The sequence below is a fragment of the Streptomyces sp. MB09-01 genome, from assembly GCF_033794505.1.
Classification (GTDB): Bacteria; Actinomycetota; Actinomycetes; order Streptomycetales; family Streptomycetaceae; genus Streptomyces.
Map to the genome: position 1 here is coordinate 12819 of NZ_JARAYQ010000012.1, position 18864 is coordinate 31682.

19 protein-coding genes and 1 tRNA gene are annotated in these 18864 nt (G+C 71.2%); 14 read left to right on the forward strand and 6 right to left on the reverse strand.

Annotated features, from left to right (window positions below):
• The first annotated feature begins 57 nt into the window (after positions 1-57).
• The 10 genes from PV721_RS04345 to PV721_RS04390 all read left to right on the forward strand — a co-directional run bounded on the left by PV721_RS04345 (position 58) and on the right by PV721_RS04390 (position 8984).
• The gene (locus PV721_RS04345; protein WP_319721447.1) at positions 58-327 is read left to right on the forward strand and encodes a DUF6284 family protein; all 270 of its coding nucleotides are present in this window, start codon (positions 58-60) and stop codon (positions 325-327) included.
• Positions 324-776 carry a DUF6303 family protein gene (locus PV721_RS04350; RefSeq protein WP_319721448.1) on the forward strand — a complete coding sequence of 151 codons (453 nt, stop codon included), beginning with the start codon at positions 324-326 and terminating at the stop codon, positions 774-776. Before PV721_RS04345 ends, PV721_RS04350 begins: the two co-directional genes overlap by 4 nt.
• On the forward strand, positions 773-1612 hold the full coding sequence (locus PV721_RS04355) for a DUF2637 domain-containing protein (protein ID WP_319721449.1): 840 nt from the start codon (positions 773-775) through the stop codon (positions 1610-1612). Before PV721_RS04350 ends, PV721_RS04355 begins: the two co-directional genes overlap by 4 nt.
• Positions 1613-1634: 22 nt before the next feature.
• On the forward strand, positions 1635-2009 hold the full coding sequence (locus tag PV721_RS04360) for a DUF6251 family protein (RefSeq protein WP_319721450.1): 375 nt from the start codon (positions 1635-1637) through the stop codon (positions 2007-2009).
• 73 nt (positions 2010-2082) lie between these two features.
• Entirely contained in the window at positions 2083-2310 is a 228-nt protein-coding gene (locus PV721_RS04365) for a DUF6257 family protein (protein ID WP_319721451.1), read from the forward strand.
• 93 nt (positions 2311-2403) lie between these two features.
• A complete protein-coding gene (locus PV721_RS04370) occupies positions 2404-4527 on the forward strand; it encodes an ATP-binding protein (RefSeq protein WP_319721452.1) in 2124 nt (707 codons plus the stop codon).
• 294 nt (positions 4528-4821) lie between these two features.
• Positions 4822-5706 carry a bifunctional DNA primase/polymerase gene (locus tag PV721_RS04375; RefSeq protein ID WP_319721453.1) on the forward strand — a complete coding sequence of 295 codons (885 nt, stop codon included), beginning with the start codon at positions 4822-4824 and terminating at the stop codon, positions 5704-5706.
• A gap of 2 nt (positions 5707-5708) precedes the next feature.
• Entirely contained in the window at positions 5709-7184 is a 1476-nt protein-coding gene (locus PV721_RS04380) for an ATP-binding protein (protein WP_319721454.1), read from the forward strand.
• A 460-nt stretch (positions 7185-7644) separates the two neighbouring features.
• A complete protein-coding gene (locus PV721_RS04385) occupies positions 7645-7842 on the forward strand; it encodes a helix-turn-helix domain-containing protein (protein WP_033225951.1) in 198 nt (65 codons plus the stop codon).
• Positions 7842-8984: a site-specific integrase gene (locus tag PV721_RS04390; protein WP_319721455.1), complete on the forward strand. Its 1143-nt coding sequence runs from the start codon at positions 7842-7844 to the stop codon at positions 8982-8984. The genes PV721_RS04385 and PV721_RS04390 overlap by 1 nt, the downstream gene beginning before the upstream one ends.
• A 62-nt stretch (positions 8985-9046) precedes the next feature.
• Here the strand turns inward: PV721_RS04390 and PV721_RS04395 are convergent.
• A tRNA-Val gene (locus PV721_RS04395) sits at positions 9047-9121 on the reverse strand.
• A 105-nt stretch (positions 9122-9226) separates the two neighbouring features.
• Between PV721_RS04395 and PV721_RS04400 the strand changes: the two genes are divergently transcribed.
• From PV721_RS04400 to PV721_RS04410, 3 genes are all read left to right on the forward strand, one after another.
• Positions 9227-10471 carry a hypothetical protein gene (locus tag PV721_RS04400; RefSeq protein WP_319721456.1) on the forward strand — a complete coding sequence of 415 codons (1245 nt, stop codon included), beginning with the start codon at positions 9227-9229 and terminating at the stop codon, positions 10469-10471.
• Positions 10472-11032: 561 nt separating this feature from the next.
• Positions 11033-11593 carry a DUF4383 domain-containing protein gene (locus PV721_RS04405; protein WP_319721504.1) on the forward strand — a complete coding sequence of 187 codons (561 nt, stop codon included), beginning with the start codon at positions 11033-11035 and terminating at the stop codon, positions 11591-11593.
• A gap of 48 nt (positions 11594-11641) precedes the next feature.
• Complete coding sequence (locus tag PV721_RS04410; RefSeq protein WP_319721457.1) at positions 11642-11860, forward strand: zinc ribbon domain-containing protein; 219 nt, start codon at positions 11642-11644, stop codon at positions 11858-11860.
• Positions 11861-11875: 15 nt separating this feature from the next.
• Here PV721_RS04410 and PV721_RS04415 read toward each other — a convergent pair whose 3' ends face one another.
• The 4 genes from PV721_RS04415 to PV721_RS04430 form a co-directional block, all read right to left on the reverse strand.
• Positions 11876-12535: an O-methyltransferase gene (locus PV721_RS04415; protein WP_319721458.1), complete on the reverse strand. Its 660-nt coding sequence runs from the start codon at positions 12533-12535 to the stop codon at positions 11876-11878.
• Positions 12532-13362, reverse strand: a complete 831-nt coding sequence (locus PV721_RS04420; RefSeq protein ID WP_319721459.1) for an HAD family hydrolase — start codon at positions 13360-13362, stop codon at positions 12532-12534. Before PV721_RS04420 ends, PV721_RS04415 begins: the two co-directional genes overlap by 4 nt.
• Complete coding sequence (locus tag PV721_RS04425; protein WP_319721505.1) at positions 13359-15833, reverse strand: phosphoribosyltransferase; 2475 nt, start codon at positions 15831-15833, stop codon at positions 13359-13361. Before PV721_RS04425 ends, PV721_RS04420 begins: the two co-directional genes overlap by 4 nt.
• Positions 15834-15916: 83 nt before the next feature.
• Positions 15917-17083 (reverse strand): HpcH/HpaI aldolase/citrate lyase family protein, encoded by a 1167-nt coding sequence (locus tag PV721_RS04430; RefSeq protein ID WP_319721460.1) that lies wholly within the window; start codon positions 17081-17083, stop codon positions 15917-15919.
• Between the two features lie 194 nt (positions 17084-17277).
• On the opposite strand from PV721_RS04430, the gene PV721_RS04435 reads away from it, so the two are divergent.
• Complete coding sequence (locus PV721_RS04435; RefSeq protein WP_319721461.1) at positions 17278-18018, forward strand: TerD family protein; 741 nt, start codon at positions 17278-17280, stop codon at positions 18016-18018.
• A gap of 39 nt (positions 18019-18057) precedes the next feature.
• Here PV721_RS04435 and PV721_RS04440 read toward each other — a convergent pair whose 3' ends face one another.
• Positions 18058-18798: a Tellurium resistance gene (locus tag PV721_RS04440; RefSeq protein WP_319721462.1), complete on the reverse strand. Its 741-nt coding sequence runs from the start codon at positions 18796-18798 to the stop codon at positions 18058-18060.
• Positions 18799-18864 lie beyond the last annotated feature (66 nt).

Here is an 18864-nt window from a genome sequence, read left to right on the forward strand (position 1 = left end):
TGCTGGAACACCGAGGCTGCTGTTCGGGCCCGTTCCTCCACAGAAGGAGCAAGACCCATGAAGCCCATCGCTGCACTACAGAACCTCGTTACCCCGTGGTCCGACGGCCTGGAGCCGACGGACGCGGAGTTGGACGCGATCGAGGTCGAGCTGCCGCTGATCCTGGCGGAGCGCGACCTCCTCGACGCGCAGATCATGACGTTGGACCGGACCCCGTCCGAGGTCGACGCCCGCCGGATCCGGCGCGCCGACAACCGGGTCCTGGCGGCTCGGCGGGACCTGGCCAACCGCACCGCCGGGTCGACGGCCTCGGGGGATGCGGCATGAGCAAGCAGATCTTCGGAGCGCAGCTCTCCCTGCGCTGCTGCGGCCCCACGTTCCCGGATCGGACGGCCGGCCCGTGCTGGCAGTTGTACGTGGCCATGTCCGGTCTGGTCAGCGAGTGGCCCACCTTCAACTGGCCGACCACCACCGAGGTCCCGAGCATCGAGGCGCGTAAGGCGGCTCTGGCGTACCTCGGGTTCGTCCTCGACGAGGGCGCCGAGTGGGAGTGGACGGAGCTCACCGGCCCGGACTTCCACCCGCACCCGGTGCGGGTGCTCCTGCTGGGTGCAGTGAAGCTCCGGCGGCAACTCTTCCCCCTCCGGCTGGCCGTCGAGCCCGCCGCCCCGCCCCTTCTCGGATCGCCGGCGGATCCGGACCGGGGGGATGACGGGATGGGTGAGTCGTGGGTGTGGGTTCCGGGCGACCGCGACGACGAGGAGGCCGACCGGTGAACCGCACAGCCAAGGCACTCCTTGTGCTCGCTCTGGTGCTCGTGGTCGGCATGGCGTTCAGGGTTTCCTGGAATGCGCTGCGGGACGTCGCCAAGGCCATCGGTGCCGACGACACAGCGGCGACGCTCTATCCGTTCGTGGTCGACGGCCTGATGGCCGTCGCCCTGGTCGCCGCGCTCGTGCTGACCGATGAGGCCCGCACGTTCGCCCTGCGGGTCCTCGCCGGATACACGCTCGCATCGCTGGTCCTGAACTACGTCCACGGACTCCTGCCCGAGCTGCACGCCGAGTCGATCGGCTGGAGCCGACTGGCCGACGGGGACTACACGAACTGGGCGCTCGTACTGCTCGCAACGTCGCTGCCGGTCGGCTCGATCTACTTCGGCTCCGACCTCGTCGCCAAGGTCCTCCACCACCGTCCGGCGATCGAGCCGGATGCGCTGAAAGCATCACAGATCGATGCAAATCAGTCCATGCCTGACCAGGACGAACCGTCGGCTGAGGAGACGGCCCCGGCGGTGGAGGTGGACTCTTCCCCCGCCCCGGTAGTCGAGCCGATCGAGGTCCGGCCGCAGCTCGCCGTAGCGGCCGAGTCGACGCGTCCTCGTCGGGCGACCGGTCGAGTACCGGCCGCTGCTCGATCGACCCGACCGACTCGCACAGACATCGAGCTGCTCACCGAGGCGCGGAGCCTCACGGAGTCCTGGCCGGTCGAGAAGCTGACCGGCGAGGGCATCCGCAAAGCCCTGCGCACGTCACCGGCCAAGGCCCGGATCGTGCGTGAGGCGTTGAAGGCGGAACGCGAGCGGGATGCCGTGGCGGTCGTACCCGCCTGAACCTCTCTGAAGGGAGACGCTCGTGAACCACCTGCCCGAACCCGTCCGACCGACCGTCGTGCAACTCCCGGACGGCACCCACGTCTACGCCGAGAACCTGCCCGCCCCGTACGCCGGGCCGCAGGTCGTCCACCAGCACATCCACCAGGCCGCCCCGGACAAGACCGTTCAGCGCATGGCGCTCGGCTCCGGAGTCGGCGCCGGAGCCGTCGCTGCCGGGGTGTACTTCGGCCCGCTACTGATCGGCGCGCTCACCGCGATCGCCGCGAACATCGCGTTCCTGGCCTTCCTCGCCCTGGTCCTCGGCTGGGTCGTGCACACAGTCGTGAAGTCCATCGGCGGCGACGCCGGTGCGGCGGCCGTGAAGAACGTGCGCAAGGCCCGCCGCCGTCGCTGACGGCTGCCCGATCCACCCACCCCAGTGGGTGGTGAGGGGAGCCGGACAGACCGGCCCCGGAAGGAGTCCCGTGATGGCGAAGGACCCGAAGTTCACCACCAAGGAAACCGCTCAGATCAGCTGGTACATCGCCCGGATGGCCAAGCGCGGCATCGCCGGCGAGACCGTCCACCAGGGCGACCTGGAGCACAAGGTCGACCGGATCATCGACGGCGCCCGCGAACGCGAAGCCCAGCAGGCCGCCGAGCAGGCGGAGGCCGAGAAGGCCGCCCGCAAGGCCAGGGCCAAGAACCGCAAGTAGCTGTGCCCCGGGGCGGCCGTCCCTCTCGCCAAAGAACGCCAGCCGCCCCGGGCCCTACCCACCCGCTTGTCAGCGAGAGCAGGAGTTCTCAGCATGACCGACAACGTCGTCCCCCTCTTCAAGGACCCCGCAACAGGCACCTACACGCTCCCCGGCGACACCCCGACCAGCCCGGCCACCACCGCCCCGAAGGTGCGGCCGGCGCGGGTGTGGAAGCAGACCGCGCGCCACCTGCGCACGGCCGTCACCAGCGAGCGGACCCGCGCCGCCGCCCGGCTGGTGGCCCGCCATGGCATGTACGTCATTGGCGGGACCCGGATCGCGGCCAAGCGGACGTGGGACGGGCGGACCGCTTCCCGCTACGAGCGGATGCTCCGCGCCGCCGAGGCCGGCGGGAACTTCGAGGAGGCCAAGGAGTGGGAAGACCGCCTGCAGCGCTTCCGCGCGGGCCGTCACCAGCGGCGCATGGACCTGCTCCGCTCCGCCCCCGACCTCGCCAAAAGCGCTGCCTACGGCACCGGCCTGACCGTGGGCGGTCTGCTCCTGCTGGGGATCGTGCTGGCCATAGCCAACAAGGACATCACCTGGGTCGTCGGCCCGATCGGCGCGGTGATCGAGGCGATCCGCTGGGCCGTCATGGTCGCCACCGTCGTATGGGGACCGGCCCTGACCGTGGGGCCGTGGCTCGCCTTACTCGCTCTGTGGGGGGTCGGTCGCCGCCAGCAGACCGCACCCCAGTGGACGCTCCCCGCCAAGGAGCGCGACAGCGTGGGCGCCCCCATCACGCCGTCGATCGTCGTCACCGCCCTGCGCGACCTCGGTATCACTCCGCTCCGCAAGGCCATCAACGAGATGGGCGACGCCGGCGCGCAAATGCTGGGGCCGATCCGCATCGCCGGATGCGGCGTGGAAGTCGACGTCGCCCTGCCGTCCGGGGTGTCGACGGAAGAAGTACAGGGACGCCGGCGCAAGCTCGCCGAGAACCTCGCCCGGCACCAGCACGAAGTGTTCATCACCATCCCGGTCGCCGCCCGCACGATCCGCCTGTGGATCGCCGACTCCGGCGCACTCGACGAGCCGATCGGCCCGTCCCCGCTGATCCTCGACACCACCCTGACCGCGAACTACAAGACTGGCAAAGCCATCTGGGGCCAGGACCTGCGCGGAGACGCGGCCACACTCAGCCTGTACCAGCGCATGCTGCTGATCACGGGCAAGTCCAACCAGGGCAAGACCGCCGCCCTGCGCGCGCTCGCCCTGTGGGCCGCGCTCGACAGCACGGTCGAGTTCCGGATCGCCGACCTCAAGGGTGTCGGGGACTGGGGCATGTTCGACGGCGGCCTGGCCACCACCCTGATCCAGGGCCCGACCGACGAGCACGTCATCAAGGCGACCGAGATGGTCGAAGGACTCGTCGAGGAGATGGACCGCCGGATCCAGGCCCCGCCGGGGAGCGTCTTCACCCCGCTCATCGGGATCGTGGACGAGGCGCAGGTTGCGTTCATGTGCCCCGCCGTCGACGACCAGAAGCGGCCCTACGGCGGTGCCAAGACGACGTCCCGGTACTTCATGGCCGTCCGGAAGATCCACAACCAGGGGCGGGCTGTGGACGTGCTGCTGTGGGAGGGCACGCAGGACCCCACCGACCAGAACCTGCCCAAGCTGGTCCGTGAAGGCGCCCACACCCGTATCTCGCTGGTGCTGGGCACCGAGTCGCAGGCCCGCATGGCGCTCGGCGACAATGCGGTCGACGGCGGTGCCGCACCCCACCAGCTCCGCCAGGGCCTCGACAAGGGCACCGTCGTGGTCGCCTCGGACGGCATCACCGTCCCGGCCGGGCAGACGTCCATCACCGTGCGGACCCACTACATCGACACCGACCAGGCCGCCGAGGTCGCCGACCGCGCCAAGGCCCTGCGCGCCGGCATCACCCACACCCCCACCGCAGACCCCGGCGAGCAGCGTGACCCCCTCGCCGACATCCTCACCGTCCTCGGCGCCGAGACCCGCGTCCTCACCCAGGACGTGCTGAAGCGGCTCGCCACCCTCGACCAGGACGCGTACGGACGGTGGTCGTTCATCGACCTCAAGCGCGCCCTCGACGGCACCGGCGCCGAACCCTACAAGTCCGAAGGCCGCATGGTCATCGGCCGCGACCGCCTCGCCCGCGTCCTCGCCAACCGCCCCGAGAAGGGTTCCGCTTCCGCCGCCGAGTAGAGGGAGCCAACCCCCGCACGGCCAGGGAGGCAGGGAGAACTCCCTGACCGCCTCCCTGACCCGTCACCCTGACCTTGACCTGCACAAATGATCCACCAGGGAGTCAGGGAGGCACCGCAGGACAGCGCCCCGGAACCCCCTCCAGGCGCATCCCGACTGGGGGTACCCCAGCCTCCCTGCCCGTCGAGAGGCAGCGATTCCGCTTCACCCGTCCGACATGCAAAGAGCGGCCCCCACTCACGCCAATGACCGGGGCCGCTCCCATCCAGAACGAACAGAACTGGAGAGACCAGCATGACCCACACGACCGACATCCCGCGAGACCACGAGCGCCCGGCTTTACCCACCCACCTACGCACCGCGCTCCAGCTCGCCGAACGCGGCCTGCCCGCACTGCCGCTGCGGGAGGGCAAGCTGCCCTTCGGGAACTGCCGTAACTGCACCCGCTCAGCGTGCGGCGACCGCCCGCACATGAAGGCCGCCGGCCCGTGCGAGTGCCCCGCTCCCTGCCACGGCTGGGCCGCCGCGACCACCGACCCGGACATCCTCACCTCGCCCGCGTGGGCCCGGGCATGGAGGCAGGCTCAGGATGTCGCCTATCACCCCGGTGGCGCCGCGCTTACCGTCGTCGACCTCGACAACGCCGACGCGATCGCCTGGGCCCGCGAGAACCTCCCGGCGACCAAGACCGTGTCCACCACCCGGGGTGAGCACTGGATCTATCTCGGCACCATGACCTCCCACAACGATGTACGGCCCGGCGTCGACATCAAGTCCTCGATGGCCTACGCCCGCTGGCTCGGCCCCGGGACCGGAACGATGCAGCTCCTGCCCAACGCTGTACGAGCACTCGCCGTGAAGGAACCCGCGACAGTCCGGCCGGCGTCGTCCACCGTCACCGCGCCCGCGCCGACCGTGGACGCGGTGTGCCGTCACCGCTCGCCCGCCTATCTGGAGCGCGGTATCGCCATGGCGGAGCAGCGCATCAAAGAGGCACCCGACGCCATCCACAAGACCGTGTACCGGACGTTCCTCGCGGTGCTGTCCGCGCACGGCTGGTGCGGCTGCCTCACCGAGGCGCACATCGGGCGGCTGTTCACCGCGGCGCAGGAGAAGGGCGAGTCCCTGCGGCACTGCGAGACCGCCTGGACCAACGCCCGCACCCAGGTGGGGATGTGACCGTGACCGACGACGACAAGACCCCGGCCCGGCAGATCATCACCGACTACGCGCAGCAGCATTTCCGGTACTTCCGCACCACCGAAGGCACCGTGTACGCGCAGAAGAACGGGCACCCCGTGGCACGGCCGATCCGCTCCCAGGGCACGACCGGCAGCCACCGGCAGGAACTCATGGTCGGCCTCTACAACGACGGGCTCGGCTCCTTCAACGGCTCCGCACTTAAGGAGGCATTGGACTTGATCGAAGCACTCGCGCTCAGCCAGGACGTACAGGCCACCCACATCCGGGTCGCCCCGGGATTCGACGGCGCGACCTGGCTCGACCTGGGCCGTGACGACGGCAAGTCCGTCCGCATCCACCCCACCGGCTGGGACATCTGCACCCCCGACCCCCGCGAGGTGTGCTGGCGGCGCACCCAGCTCACTGGCGAACTCCCCCTCCCCGAGAAGGACACCGACGGCAAGGGCATCGACCTCCTGATGCGGCTGTGCAACTACGCCAGTGCCGAGAGCGAGTGCCTGGCCATCGCGTGGCTGATCGGCTGCCTGGAGCCGTCCGTACCCGTCCCCGCCCCGTTCCTCACCGGCCCCCAGGGTGCCGGCAAGTCGACCGCAGCCCGCATGCTGATGCGGATCATCGAGGGCATGAGCGGCGACCTGCGCCGGGCACCGAAGGACGAGGAGAACCTGATCACGGCCGTCGCCGCAGGATGGGTCACCGCCCTCGACAACCTCTCCCACCTCCCCCCGGACCTCTCCGACCTCATGTGCTGCATCGTCACCGGCGCCGAAAGCATCAAACGGGCCCTGTTCAGCGACGGCGACGTCTACCGCTCCCGCTACCGCCGCCCGCTCCTGCTGACCGGCATCGACGTCGGCGTCATCCGCCCCGACCTCGCCGAACGCCTCCTGACCCTGCGCCTGGAACGGCCCCGCGTCCGGCGGACGGAGGCGGAGCTGTGGGCGGAGTTCGCGCAGGTCCTGCCCGTCATCCTCGGCTCCCTGCTGGACCTGACCGTCAAGGTGCGGGCGACTCAGGCCGACATCCCCGCCGACCTGCGGATGGCCGACTTCGCCCACCTCTGCGCGCAGCTCGATGCGGCCAAGGGGCTCGGAGTGCTGAACGCGTACCGCGCGACCCTGGACGAACTCAACGACGACGTCATCGAAGGCGACCTCCTCGCCCAGACCACCCTCAAGCACGCCGCCGGCCTAGACCCGGGCGAGGCGGTGCGGATGACCTCCACCGAGTTGCTGCACGCCCTCACCCAGCTCTACACCGGAGACGACTTCCGCACCATGCCCAAGGGGTGGCCCACCACCGGCAAGGTCCTCTCCGACCGCCTGAAGCGGCTCCAGCCCACCCTCGCCGCCCGCGGCGTCCTCGTCGACTGGGGCCGCACCAGTACCGCCCGCTACATCGAGATGGCCCGACCGGCCGACCCACCGCCCGGCCAGCAGCAGGCAGCGTTCTAATCGGCGCCACCGCGACCGGCTGGCACAAGCAAGAAGAGCACCCGTCGCCCGGTGCTGCGTGCTCCTCTTGCCCTTCCGGCGGCTTGCCGCCGCTGCAAGGGACGTGCCGCGCAGCGGCTCCCTCTTCGCGCTCGAAGGCGCACCGCGCCACAACAGACACCACCCCTCTCTTTTCCTAAGAGAAGAGACGCTGCGTCACCCACGTCACCACCAGGCTCCAAATGGCCCATGACCTGCGGCTACACCGGTGACGCAAACGGCCAACGGCTGCGTCACCACGCGTCACCCACGTCACCGGCCCGCGTCACCCCGGTGACGGTGACGCAAGCCGGTGACGCATGACCCCACCCCCGAGTCATCGAAAGCCGCAGGTCAGGCCTGCGAACGACACAGACAACGCGATGACGCAGAAATCCCCACCTCGGACACACGCGCACTTACCACGCCCATGGAGGCCGCAGTGAGTTCTGCCCTGCCCACCACTCACCAGGCCCTGACCGTTCCCGAGGTCATGGCCGCCCTGCGGCTCAGCCGCTTCACCGTCTACAACCTGATCCGCTCCCGCGCCCTCCCGAGCTTCACCGAGGGCCGCTCGCGCCGGATCCCCGCAGACAGCGTTCGCGCCTATCTGGAAGCCAAGTTGGAGGAAGCAGCCTGATGGCACGCAAGAGGAACCCGAACGGCGCCGGCAGCATCTGGCAGCGCAGCGACGGTCGATACGAGGCGCGCGTCTACGTCCCCCAGCCCGACGGCACCCGCAGTCGGAAGACCGTGTACGGCAAGACGTGGGAGGAGTGCGACACCAAGCGTCAGGAGCTGGTCCTCCGCGACCGGCAGGGCGTCCCGACGCCCACCCGCTCGGCCAAGCTGTCCGAGTGGCTGCCGTTCTGGCTGGAGACGTTCGTCAAGCACGACCGGAAGAAGACGACGTACGCCAAGTACGAGACCCACGTACGCCTGTACCTCGTCCCTCAGCTGGGCTCGAAGCGTCTGGAGACCCTCGGAGTGCGGGACGTGCGGCGGATGGTGGCTGCCGTGACCGCGCAGGCTTCCGCCGCGACCGCGAAGGAGTCTCACCGCGTGCTGCGCAGCGCGCTCACCGCGGCGAACCGGGAGGAGCTGATCAGCCGCAACGTGGTGATGCTTGTGCCGGCGCCGCGCGTAGTCCAGCGCGAGTTGAAGCCGTGGGACCTCGCCGAGACCCTCACGTTCCTGGAGGCCAGCCGGCGCGACCCGCTGTACGCCGCGTTCGTGCTGGCGGTCGCCCTGGGGCTGCGCCGCGGCGAGATCCTCGGGTTGCGCTGGTCCGACATCGACCTCGACCGCCGGACCCTGACCGTACGGAACCAGATCCAGCGGGTGCAGAAGGAGCTGTACGCGGACTCCACCAAGAACCGGCGGAGCAGGGTCATCCCCCTCCCCCAGATGTGCGTCGCGCCCCTGCGGTGGCAGCGAATGCGGCAGGCCGCGTTGCAGGCCGCGGCCAAGGAGTGGGAGGTGAGCGACTACGTGTTCACCACGCGCACCGGCCGGCCGATCGAGCCGCGCAACATCAGTCGGTCCTTCGAGCGGATCGGCCAGGACGTCGGCCTGCCGCGGATCCGGCTGCACGACGCTCGGCACGGGTGCGCGACCCTGCTGTTCGCGGCCGGGGTGGCGCCTCGGGTGGTGATGGAGATCCTGGGTCATTCGCAGATCGCCGTCACGATGAACATCTACACCCACGTGGCGGACAGCGGCAGGCGCGAGGCGATGGGGCACATGGACCGGCTGCTGCGCCGACGGCGGCCCGCCGAGTAGGCGTTGCCGTCACTTTTAGCCGTCAAAGGCCCCCAACCATGATCGGTTGGGGGCCTTTTGACTGGTGGGCGCGGACGGTTTCGAACCGCCGACATCTGCTTTGTAAGAGCAGCGCTCTACCCCTGAGCTACGCACCCGTGGATGAGTGGACAGCCTACATGGCGTGCACGCCCCCCACGCAAACCCGTTGCTGTGGGGGAGAATGGATCGGGGCATGGCGGACGCGGTACGGGAGAGGGATTGTGACGACGGCATCCCGGCGGTGGTTCGGTGGGCGGGACGAGAGTCGGCGGGCGGATGCGCAGGCGGCGAAGGATGCCGCCGCCGCCGCGTTCTACGAGCTGGATACGGCACAGCGGGATCTGCGGATCTCGATCGAGACGATCGCCGCGGCGGACGGGTCGCCCGCCGCGCGGCAGGCGGCCGAGGGGTTCGCCTCGCTCGGGCAGCGGATCGACCAGGTCAGCCACGTCTACATCGAGGCGGTCGACGCGCACGATCTGGACCGGCCCGAGCTGGAGGGTTCCGTGGCGACGCGGGCCCAGGAGGAGCTGACGCGGGCGCGCGACGAGCTGGTGCGGGTCAAGGGGGAGCTGGACCGGTTCGCGCAGGGGCTGCAGCCGCTGCTGGACAAGGCCGAGACGCAGCTCGCGCGGGTGGCGCCGGCCCGGGAGCGGGCCAGGGCCGCGCTGATCGCAGCCAGTGACGCGCTGGACGCCGTACGGGCCAAGGGCATGCGGGCCGATGATCTGGCGGCGCGGCTGGCGGCGCTCGGTCCGGAGCTGACCAAGCTGAACCAGGGCGCGGCGCAGCACGGGGTGCAGGAGACGGTGCAGCGTGCCGACCGGATCCTGCGCGACGCGGAGGCGATACGGGCCGAGGTGGCGCGGTTGCCGGAGCGGGCGGCGGAGATCGACCGGCGGCTGGTGAGCCTGCGGACGCGGGCGCAGGCCTTGCGCAACCGGGCGGACCGGGTGGATCCGGTGCTGAGCGAGTTGCGCCGGCGGTTCAGTGCGGCGTGCTGGCAGGACCTGCAGCACGTGCCGGACCAGGCGGTCCGGGACGTCGCCGAGGCGGAGGACCGGCTCAAGGAGGCCGGCCGGGCGCGGGACGAGCAGCGCTGGGCGGACGTGGGGGTGCTGATCGAGGCGGTCCGCGGCTCGCTGGACGCGACGGACGAGGCGGTGTCGGCGGCGCAGGACCGGCTGACGCGGTTGGAGGCGGTGGCGCGGGATCCGCAGGCGGAGGTGGACCGGACCCGGTTCGCGATCCGGGACGCGCAGCGTCTGGCGATGGCGGGCCGCAGTGTGCCGGATCCGCGGCATGCGCGGCCGCTGGACGATGCGGTGGCGCGGGTGGGCCGGGCGTTGGAGGGGCTGGAGGGCCGGCACCCCGACTACTGGGCGTTCCTGCATGAGATGGAGGACGTGCGGGCTGCCGTGAACCGGGTGGTGGGCGGGATCCGGGCCGAGCGCGGCCAGGGCTAGGTCGTCTCTTTTGGATCTTGCCGGTTGAGCCCGCGTCGTCTGGCGCCGTCATCGCAAGGCGGAGGGGCGCCCTCGTACTGGACGTACTTGGGTGCTCCGACAACGCGGCGAGGTGCGGTGCCTGGGGGTACCTCCCAGCGCTAGCTGGGGGAGGGGCGCGGGTCAGGCAAGATCCAAAAGAGACGGCTTAGCTGTCGGCGCCCCCACGGGCCATGCCCCCCGCCCCCAGGGCCGGCGGACGGGCTTCCGTGTGGAGGCTGCGTGGGGGACGGCCCGGTCGGCGCGGCGGCGCCGGCCGGACTCCGGCGGCGCCCCCGTTTGTTTCGCGGCGTCCGGCGGCGGATGCTGGGAGGTGCCGGGAACGGACCAGAGGAGGGCGCCATGGCTGCCCACACCTTCCGCAAGCCTCGTACGACAGCGGCCCAGGAGCCGGGGCCGTACGTGGCCCACGCGGCGTACGGGTGCACCGAGCCGCATGAGCACTACGCGCCCTACATAGCTCACGAGCCCGATCCCGATGCCCCCGCTCCGCCGCGCCTCGCCGACACGGTCTCCCGGCGTATGGAGCGCGCACTGCATCCGGTCAACGCGCGGCTCGACGATCATCTGCCCACGGACCACAGGCTCAGCCAGGTGTACCGGGTCGGGGCGGGTCTGACGGGTCTGCTCCTGGTGGTGTTCGGGATCCTGGGGCTGATCGATCAGGTCGGGTTCTTCGACACCGGTGGGGACACGGTGCTGGCCCTGAACACCAACGGCGCCCTGAGCGTCCTTTCGATCTGCATCGGCGCGCTGTTGTTCACCGGCATGGTGATCGGCGGAACCTTCGCCTCCACCCTGAACATCGTGCTCGGGGTGGCGTTCATCGCGAGCGGGTTCATCAATCTCGCGCTGCTGGACACGGGGCTGAACTTCCTGGCCTTCGAGATCCAGAACGTGCTGTTCAGCTTCGTCGTCGGCGTGATGCTGATGTGGTTCGGGATGTACGGACGGGTGGGCAGCGCGCTGCCGCACGACAATCCGTACTGGCGGGCCCGTCACCCCGAGGAGGCGGCCCGGGAGGACCGGGCGCGGCGCACCGGTCGGGGTCGGGCACCCGTGGTGCACGGCCGCTCTCCGTAGTCGCGCGGTGCGTAGCGCGTGGTGGCCGGGCGCGCTTAGCCTGTGCGCATGCCTCGATACGAATTCCGCTGCCGGACCTGCGACGACACCTTTGAGGTCAGCCGGCCCATGGCCGAGTCCTCCGCGCCCGCCGACTGCCCGGCGGGCCACGCCGACACCGTCAAGCTGCTGTCCGCCGTGGCCGTGGGCGGCACGAGCAGCGGCGCCCCCGCGCCCGCGATGGGTGGCGGCGGGGGCGGCTGCTGCGGTGGTGGCGGCTGCGGCTGAGCCCGGGCGGGTGGCTCAGCGCTTGCGCGAGAGGGTGAGTCCGTCCGAGATCGCCAGCAGGACGGACTCCATGCGCGGGTCGGCCGCGACGTGCTCGTTGTAGGCGCGGACGCCCGCGGCCGCGCCTGTGGCCGACTCGTCGAGGACCGTGCCGTGGTAGAGCGTGTTGTCCGTGACGATCAGGCCGCCCGGACGCAGCCGCGGCACCAGTTCCTCCCAGTAGGCGATCTGGCTCTGCTTGTCCGCGTCCACGTAGGCCATGTCGATGTGGGGTTCGGCCGGCATCGCCCGCAGGGTGTCCAGGGCCGGTGCGATCCGCAGCTCGATGCGGTCCGCGACGCCGGCCTCCTCCCAGGCCGCCCTGCCGTACGCCGTCCACTCCTCGGAGACGTCGCAGGCGATGAGGCGGCCGTCGGCGGGCAGGGCCTGGGCCATGGACAGGGCCGAGAAGCCGGTGAAGGTGCCGACCTCGACGATGTGGCGCGCGCCCGTGAGCCGGACCAGGAAGGCCAGCAGCGGCCCCTGCTCCTCCGCCGACTGCATTCCGGCGACGTCGGGGAACTTCGCGTACGTCGTCGCCACCAGCCCCCGCTGGACCGCGTCCAGCGGGGGGTTGTGGCCGAGCACGTACTGGTAGAGCTCGTCCGTGATCTTGGTGCTGTTGCCCTTGGTCATGCGCCCAGTCTGCCGAGTCGGCCGGCCTCTCGGGTGAACGCGCGGAGTATTTCCTCGCCGGCCAGGACGCCCGCCGTGGTCAGGGCCGTCACCGAAGGCGCCGTCCAGGCCGCGTCGGCGAGTTCGCCGTGGCCGGGGCGCCAGCCGGCGTCCGCCGCCAGCAGCAGGTCCGCGTCGAGCAGCGAGTCGCCGGCGGCGAGGGTGGTGGTCGCTCCCGTCCGGCGGGCGACCTCGTGCATGGCGGCGCTCTTCGTGAGCGGGCGCGGGACGGCGTAGATCTTCCGGCCCTGGAGGGAGACCGCCCAGCCGCGCGCTTCGGCCCACTCCGACAGGGCCTTCACCCACTCGTCCGGGACCAGGTCCCGCTCGACGACGAGGTACGCGAAGAGGTCCTCCGCCAGCCGCGCCTTGCGCAGCCACGCCGGGTCGGCCGTGGCCAGCAGGTGCTGGTGGACCTCCTCCAGGGGGGCGCACTCGCGTGCCAGTCGATCCGCGACCTGCCGCCGCCAGTCCCGGTCCGCCACCCCGTCGACGAGCAGCTGACCGCCGTTGGCGCAGATCGCGTAGGGAGCCGGGCGGCCGGGGAAGCGGATGCGCTGGTACTGCTTGCGGGTGCGGGTGGTGGTGGGCACGAAGACCACCGTGGGGTCGGCCGTCAGCTCCGCCAGCAGTCCCGCCGCCGTCTCGGTCATGTAGGACAGCGGCTTGCTCTCGTGGACCTCGACGCACAGCAGCCGCGGGGCCACCGGGTCGGGCATGGTCAGGCCGAGGGCGGCCGTCGAGTAGATGAGCGTACGGTCGAGATCACTGGCTACGAGGACAGTCACTTCGAGGCCACAGCCTTTCCGTCGGCGCCGGTGGCGCCGCGCGTGAATCGGGGGTGGATGAGTCCTACACACGTGTAGGGAAGCCCGTCGACCTCTTCCACCGGGACCCCGCGCTGCTCGGCGAGCAGCCGTACGTGGTCCAGGTCGGCCCCGGCGCCGCGCTGCGCCAGGATCTTCCAGGGCACCCGGCGCAGCAGCACGCGGGTGGTCTCGCCGACGCCGGGCTTGACGAGGTTCACGTCGTGGATGCCGTACTCCTCGCTGATCCGCTCGACCGCCGCCCAGCCCTCCCAGGTCGGGGCGCGGTCGGCCGCGAGCAGCTCCTTGACCTCTTCGTCGACGGCGTCGGCGATCTCGTCGAAGTGGGCGGCGACGGTGTCGACGAACGCGACGGAGACGTCGGCCCCGGCGAGCTCGCGGTAGAACTTCGCGCCGTGGAAGTCGGCGGGTCCGACCAGGTCGGACCTCAGAACCGTACGCGAGATGAGACCGGAGACGGTGGAATTGAGACAGGCGGAGGGGATCAGGAAGTCCTCGCGCGTGCCGTACGTGTCCACGCACGAGCCCGGGTCGGCGAGGACCACGATCTCCGGGTTGAAGCCCTCGAACTCGGCGAGGGCGTCGCGCAGCTCGCGGGTGATGGCGCCCTTGCCCGTCCAGCCGTCCACGAAGACGACGTCGGCGGGGTCGTGGTGGGCTGCGAGCCAGCGCAGGGCGTTGGCGTCGATGCCGCGGCCCCGCACGATGGAGACGGCGTAGTGCGGCAGGTCGAGGCCGTGCCGGCTCTGGGCCCAGCGGCGCATCAGTACGCCCACGGGGGTGCCGGCGCGGGCCAGGGAGACCAGGACCGGGGAGGGGGAGCGCTCGGCGAGGACGGTCTCGGTGACGGTGCCGACGGCCCGGGCGATGCGGGCGGCGGAGGCCGTGAGGGCGCTCTGGTAGAGCTCCTGGTACTGGGGGGACGGCTGGTACTCGACGGGCAGGGATTCGGCGTAGTGGGCGCCGCCCGCCTGGATGGCCTCCTCCCGCTCCTCGGTCGGGGCCTCCAGCTCGACGTCGGAGAAGTCCTGGAGCAGCCAGCCGACGTCCTCGGGTGCGTACGAGGAGAAGGCGGGGCCGCGCAGGGGCTCGGGCATGGTCGGCTCCTGCCGCTCGGATATGCCGGATGTGGCTGGTGTGCCGGGTGTGTACGACGGGACGACGGCCAGTACGACGCGGCCGGCGTGCGGGGCGAGGGCCGCGAGCAGCCCGGCGTGGAGTTCGGGGGTGTCGCCGGCCGAGTCGACGACGGCGACGACGGCGTCGAAGCCGGCGCCCGCGACGTTGTAGGCGTAGCGGTCGCCGGGGCCGTCGGCGGGTGCGTCGTGGGCCGGGAAGACGAGCCGGGTGCGGATGGCGTAGCCGGGGTCGTCCACGGCGAGCACCGGCGAGCGGGTGGTGGTGGAGAAGCGGACCTCGCGGGCCGCCCCCGCCTCTTCCAGGGCCTTCGCGAGGCGCAGCGGCGCGTACATCAGCTCTTCGTTGCCGAGTACGAGGACCCGGCCGGGTTCGGTGCCGAGCGCGGCGGTGAGCTGGCCGGCCAGAGCGGGGAGAGCGGCCTCCAGTGCCGTGCGGTGGGCAGGGGTGAAGCCGTGGCGGCCACCGTCGGGTACCCCCGAGGGCCAGTTCAGGTCGACGCGCGTGATCGGCTGCGGGCCGTCTGCGGGGATGCCCTCGGTGAGAGCCGCCTGAACGGTTTCGGCAGGGGGCGCGGGCTGGTTCTCGTGTTCCTCGACCAGGGCCTGGCCCTTGGCGAGGACGCCGTCCGGGAGGGAGACCGTGCCCGAGGCGAGGGCGACGAGGTCCACCCGCGCGCCCAGCTCGGCGGCGAAGGCGGTGAGCCGGTCCCGGTCGGCCGGGGAGCGCATGTCCACGAGGGCGACGACCACGTAGTGCGGGCGGGGGTGGCGGGCGTGCAGGTCGCGGATGGTGTTCAGGACCGTGTTGCCGGTGGAGAACTCGTCGTCGACGAGGACCAGCGGGCCGCTGCCCGCGAGCAGCCGCGGATCCTCGGGCAGCAGCAGGTGCGAGGTGGCGTGCGAGTGCGCCTCCTCGAAGCCGCCGGCCGGCTGCACGCCCTGCACGGGCCGGCGGGTGGAGTGCAGGTAGGGGGCGCGGCCGAGGCCGTCGGCCACGCAGTGGCCGAGCCCGGTGGCGGTCTCGGCGTAGCCGAGGACCACCGCCGTGGCGGCGCCGTCCTCGCCGAGCAGCGCCCGTACGCGTTCGCCGAGCCCGTACCCGGCGGCGTACACCGTCCGCGGGGACTGCGGGACGTGCTTGCCCAGCACCTGCGAGACGAGCAGGTGCGCCCGCTTGGGGTTGCGCCGCAGGGCCAGCCCGAGCAGCTCCGTCAGCCGCGGGCCCCCTTCGGAGTCCTCGAGGCTGACGCCCAGCCGCTGCGCGACCCAGGTACCCGACCACACTGCTTCGATCGTCTTGCCTTTCCTCGTCGTCGGCGCGTTCCCCTGCGCCGGCGGGTTCCTCTGTGTCCGACTCTGCTGCTCCGAGGGCCCGCTCACACCTGGAGCCCGGCCGTGAGGAGGTCGACGAAGCCGACTTCCTCCTTCGCCACACCGAAGACCTCGGCGCGCAGCATGGTGCGCTCGGCCCAGGCCCGGTGGGGCTTCACCTCGTTCATCTTGTTCGTGTAGGCGGAACGCATGACTCCGCCGCCGCCGCGCTCGGGGTTCAGGATGTCCTGGGCGTCGCAGAACTCCTCGTGCGAGACCACTGACAGGGCGTGCACGGGCGTGACGTGGGCGGGGTGGATGCAGGTCTTGCCGAGCAGTCCGTTGGCCCGGTCGAGTTCGATCTCGCGCAGCAGGCCGTCCAGGTCGTGCTCGATGAGGGCGGTGCGCAGTTCCTCCACGCCCTCCTCCAGGAAGGGGCTGCGCCGCAGCTGGGGTTTGAAGAGGCGCTGCTGGCTGCGGAAGTACTCCCAGACGGGGCCGGTGACGGTGAAGCCGGTGCCGTCGGCGCGGCTGAGGACGTTCACGACGTCCGCGATCACGCCGGCGACGATCTGGACGTCGTAGGCGGTCATGTCGGGGGTGCGGCGCAGTCCGTAGGCCGAGCAGAAGTCGGTCACGCCGAGCCGGAGCGCCAGGACCCGCTCGCGGTGGCTGTTGACCGTGCGGGAGATGCCGGCGAGGGTTTCGACGCGGGTTTCGAGGTGCAGGAGGTCCGGGGTCTCCAGGACGGGCATGGCATACAGCCGGGGCAGTCCGCTGACGGTCTCCGCCTGGGCGACGGCTTCGAGGAAGGCGATGCCCCGGCTCTCGTCGAACTTCGGGAGTACGAATCCGGCCAGGCGCCGCACGGAGCTTCCCAGGCGGCGCACCAGGTCGGGTATCTGCTCGGGCGTGCGGACGCGGATGAAGAGGAGCGGGAGCTCCGCTTCGTCGGCGTCGAGCTCGGCGAACTGCCGGACGAGGTTCTCCTCGGCTCCGGAGACGTCGGCGTCGCTGATGGAATCCTCCAGGCAGAGGACCATGGACACGACTCCGCGGCCGGCCTGCTTGCGGATGTCCGCGGCGAGTGCGGGGCGGGTGGCCGGGCTGTAGAGCGTGGCTCCCAGCGCGGCGGCGAGGACGCGGGCGGGTGAGGCTCCGGTGAATGCCGCCGGTTCCTGGTGGAAGAGGTCCTTACGGACGGTGGGCGTTATGTGCCCAAAGTGACGCATGTGCTTCCCCCGTACTGCCTCGGCGGCCCAACTGGCATGGCCGGTAATAGTACGTACGAACGTGAGTCAAGAGTTCCTCAAGCACATGAAGTTCAGGTAACCCTCTTGCACCATGCCCAGGTCTCCCGTTCGAGACAAGGCCCTACGGGGGGCCGCATTGTCCCGCTCCACCCCGGGAGGGCAGGATGACGTGCATGACGCACGCGATGCAGAAGGGCTCGAACATCCCGGTGGCCGCCGTGGCGGTCCGGGCGGTGCTGCGCTGGACCGGCGGCGCCGAGGTGCCGGACGTGGACGCCTCCGCGCTGCTCGTGGGCCCGGACGGCCGGGTGCGTTCGGACGAGGACTTCGTCTTCTACAACCAGCCCCGGCACCCCTCGGGGGCCGTCTGGCGGCTCGGCAAGAAGCAGATCGGCGACGCGATCACCGACGCCGTCCAGGCGGACCTGCGGACGGTGACGCCGACGGTGGACCGGATCCTGGTGGTCGCCTCCGCCGAGGACGTCCCCTTCCAGCGGGTCCACGACCTGCGGATCCTCCTCTACGACGCCACCGCGACCGGCGGCTCCGAACCGCTGGCCTACTTCGACGTACGGCCCGAGACCGGCGCCGAGACGGCGCTGATCTGCGGGGAGCTGTACCGCCGGGGCGAGGGGTGGAAGTTCCGCGCGCTGGGCGAGGGCTACTCCGACGGGCTGGTGGGCCTGGCCACCGACCACGGGATCTCGGTCGACGAGAACGCCGCCGAGGCCGCCGCGGGCCCGGCGGCGGGGCCCGCCTCCGAGCAGACGACCGCGATGGCCCCGCCCACGCAGGCCCCGCCGGCCGTCCAGCCGGCCTACGGGTACCCGCAGCCGGTGTCCCCGGTGCCGGGTCCGGGCGGCGATCCGTCCTTCCGGCTGCCGGTGCAGGGTCCGCAGTTCATCCGCCGCTGAGCCGGTACCGCCCCGCCGGCGTCGCCGCCGGGGCTCCGGTCAGCTCTTGGTGCTCTTGTAGCCCCGCCCCCACTGCAGCCCCCAGCCGTACAGCCGGTCCAGCTCGGCCTGGAACCCGTACACGAACTTCACCTCGCGCCGCACGACCAGCTCGCCCTTGACCTTCTCCAGGGAGACCACCGCGCAGGAGCGGGCCTGCGGCTGCCGCTCGTCCAGCGGGATCTCGATCCGCGGCCCCGTGACGGGGAAGAGGGTGACCATGGCGTGCGTCCGGTCGAAGGCCGGGGTCTGGTCGTAGATGTAGACGAAGACCAGCAGCCGCTTGATCTCGTCCGCGTGGTCGAGGTTGACGTAGAGGGTCTCCCCCGAGGCCGAACCGAACCGGTCGTCCCCGCTGAGCTTGACGTACGGCGGGTCGTTGAGGTCGCCCAGCAGGTTCCCCAGCGGCTGTACGGCGCCACGGGTGCCGTCGGTCAGCTCGTACAGGCAGCCCATGTCGAGGTCGACGTTGACCATGCCCTGGGTGTGCGCCTGCACCATGTCCGGCTTGAACAGCTTGAACGGGTGCCGGAAGAGCTGGCCGCTCTGCCCGGAGCGGCCGCCGATGTCCGAGGTGCGCATGCGCCAGGACAGATTGACGCGCAGATTGCCGTGGACGGCCCCCTGTTTGGTGAGCGACACCGTCGAGTGCCGCTTGGTCAGCTCGATCGCGTTCGACGAGGCGCTGCCCGACTGGAACTGCACGGCGCGGCTGCCCATGATGCCGTCGAAGAAGCCCATCCCCCTACCCCCCTGATCCCCTGGTCCCCTGGTCCCTGTGGAGCCTACGGAAGCGGGGCGGCCCGC

Bases quoted from the DNA above. Each gene is read 5' to 3' on its own strand.
- PV721_RS04345 (WP_319721447.1), top strand. From the start codon at position 58: ATGAAGCCCATCGCTGCACTACAGAACCTCGTTACCCCGTGGTCCGAC.
- PV721_RS04350 (WP_319721448.1), top strand. From the start codon at position 324: ATGAGCAAGCAGATCTTCGGAGCGCAGCTCTCCCTGCGCTGCTGCGGC.
- PV721_RS04365 (WP_319721451.1), top strand. From the start codon at position 2,083: ATGGCGAAGGACCCGAAGTTCACCACCAAGGAAACCGCTCAGATCAGC.
- PV721_RS04370 (WP_319721452.1), top strand. From the start codon at position 2,404: ATGACCGACAACGTCGTCCCCCTCTTCAAGGACCCCGCAACAGGCACC.
- PV721_RS04375 (WP_319721453.1), top strand. From the start codon at position 4,822: ATGACCCACACGACCGACATCCCGCGAGACCACGAGCGCCCGGCTTTA.
- PV721_RS04390 (WP_319721455.1), top strand. From the start codon at position 7,842: ATGGCACGCAAGAGGAACCCGAACGGCGCCGGCAGCATCTGGCAGCGC.
- PV721_RS04405 (WP_319721504.1), top strand. From the start codon at position 11,033: ATGGAGCGCGCACTGCATCCGGTCAACGCGCGGCTCGACGATCATCTG.
- PV721_RS04410 (WP_319721457.1), top strand. From the start codon at position 11,642: ATGCCTCGATACGAATTCCGCTGCCGGACCTGCGACGACACCTTTGAG.
- PV721_RS04415 (WP_319721458.1), bottom strand. From the start codon at position 12,535: ATGACCAAGGGCAACAGCACCAAGATCACGGACGAGCTCTACCAGTAC.
- PV721_RS04430 (WP_319721460.1), bottom strand. From the start codon at position 17,083: ATGCGTCACTTTGGGCACATAACGCCCACCGTCCGTAAGGACCTCTTC.
- PV721_RS04435 (WP_319721461.1), top strand. From the start codon at position 17,278: ATGACGCACGCGATGCAGAAGGGCTCGAACATCCCGGTGGCCGCCGTG.
- PV721_RS04440 (WP_319721462.1), bottom strand. From the start codon at position 18,798: ATGGGCTTCTTCGACGGCATCATGGGCAGCCGCGCCGTGCAGTTCCAG.